This window comes from Hydrogenivirga sp. 128-5-R1-1, assembly GCF_000171895.1.
Genome location: NZ_ABHJ01000305.1, coordinates 1 through 1,585 on the forward strand (window position 1 = coordinate 1; position 1,585 = coordinate 1,585).

Consider the following 1,585-nt stretch of genomic DNA (forward strand, 5'->3'; position numbering starts at 1 on the left):
AGGTCAAATACAACCTTTTTAACTTCATCTTCCTGAGCATAGGAGCTGCTAAATGCAATTAAAAGTAATAATATTAATATTTTCTTCATAAGAATTTCCTCCTAAACAAAGTGCATATAAATCACTAAAAATAATATTAGTACATTAAAAGCAAAAAAAGAATACTTAAGTTTTGTATTTTTTATTTTTTTGTAAATTTCTCACAGGCTTCCATATCCAGGATCCCGTTATTGTTTCTACTAAAAACACAAAATAAAGTAATAAAGCCAGTGTTAAAAATATTTTTCGCATTTATATTTATTATATATGCTAAAAAACATAAAAGGAGAAAAAGATGCATTTAACACCAGTAGAAGCTAAAGAAAGAATAAAAAAATTATCTGAGGAAATTAAAAACGAACTTATAAACTGGAGAAGACATATACATATGCATCCTGAACTTAGTGGTCAGGAATATGAAACTGGAAAATTCGTAGCACAGAAACTAAGAGAGTTTGGAGTTGACCAGGTAATAGAAAACTTTGCAGGAACTACGGCAGTTATAGGATTAATAAAAGGAAAACACGATATAACGGTTGCTTTAAGGGCAGATATGGATGCACTTCCTATGGTAGAAAAAAGAGATGTACCTTACAGGTCAAAAATAGAAGGAGTAATGCATTCCTGCGGACACGATGCCCATACAACAATCTTACTTGGAGCTGCAAAAGTACTAATGGAAATGAAAGAACATTTGCAGGGTAATGTAAAGCTTATCTTTCAGCCTTGTGAAGAGAGAATGGACTGCAAAGGTGCAAAATACTTAATAGAAAATGGTGTTTTGGAAGACCCTAAAGTATCGGCAATTTTCGGTATTCATATGTTTCCCGAACTTCCAGCAGGAAAAGTAGGCACTAAAATTGGTCATTTTATGGCATCTTCTGATATTTTCAGGGTAAAAATTAAAGGAAAAGGTTCTCACGCTTCAAGGCCTCACATGGGAGTTGACCCTGTTTTAATCGCATCGCAAACTATAAATTCTTTACACCACATTGTAAGCAGGAAAGTTGACCCGCTTCATCCTGCAGTTATAACAATAGGAAAAATAAACGGAGGTTTTGCTGAAAATATAATCCCTGATGAAGTTGAGTTTTCTGGAACAGTCAGAACGCTAAGCATAGACCTTAGGGACCAGATACCAAAATGGATGGAGCACACAATCTGGGGAACAACCTTAGCGTACGGCGGAGCTTATGAGTTTGAATACCAGTACGGAACACCTCCTGTCATAAATAACGAAAAAACAACAAAATTTGCCCTTTCAATGATGAAAGATATTTTAGGAAATGAAAATGTTGTAGAACTTGAATATCCAAGTATGGGTGGGGAAGATTTTGGAGAGTATCTGTTGAAAGTCCCGGGAACATTTATAAGAATTGGAACAAGAAACGAAGAAAAAGATATAACAGCACCTCTTCACAGCCCATTATTTGATATAGATGAAGAAGTTGTTCTTCTTACAGGAACAAAAATAATGGCATATTTGGCTTACAAATGGCTTGAGGAAAATTCTTAACAAAGGAGATTTACTGTGAATAAAATTCTG

1 protein-coding gene is annotated in these 1,585 nt (G+C 34.3%); it reads left to right on the forward strand.

Annotated elements, in window-relative coordinates:
* The first annotated feature begins 334 nt into the window (after nucleotides 1-334).
* Complete coding sequence (locus HG1285_RS02165; protein WP_008289194.1) at nucleotides 335-1,555, forward strand: M20 family metallopeptidase; 1,221 nt, start codon at nucleotides 335-337, stop codon at nucleotides 1,553-1,555.
* Nucleotides 1,556-1,585: the final 30 nt, after the last annotated feature.

Bases quoted from the DNA above. Each gene is read 5' to 3' on its own strand.
- HG1285_RS02165 (WP_008289194.1), top strand. From the start codon at position 335: ATGCATTTAACACCAGTAGAAGCTAAAGAAAGAATAAAAAAATTATCT.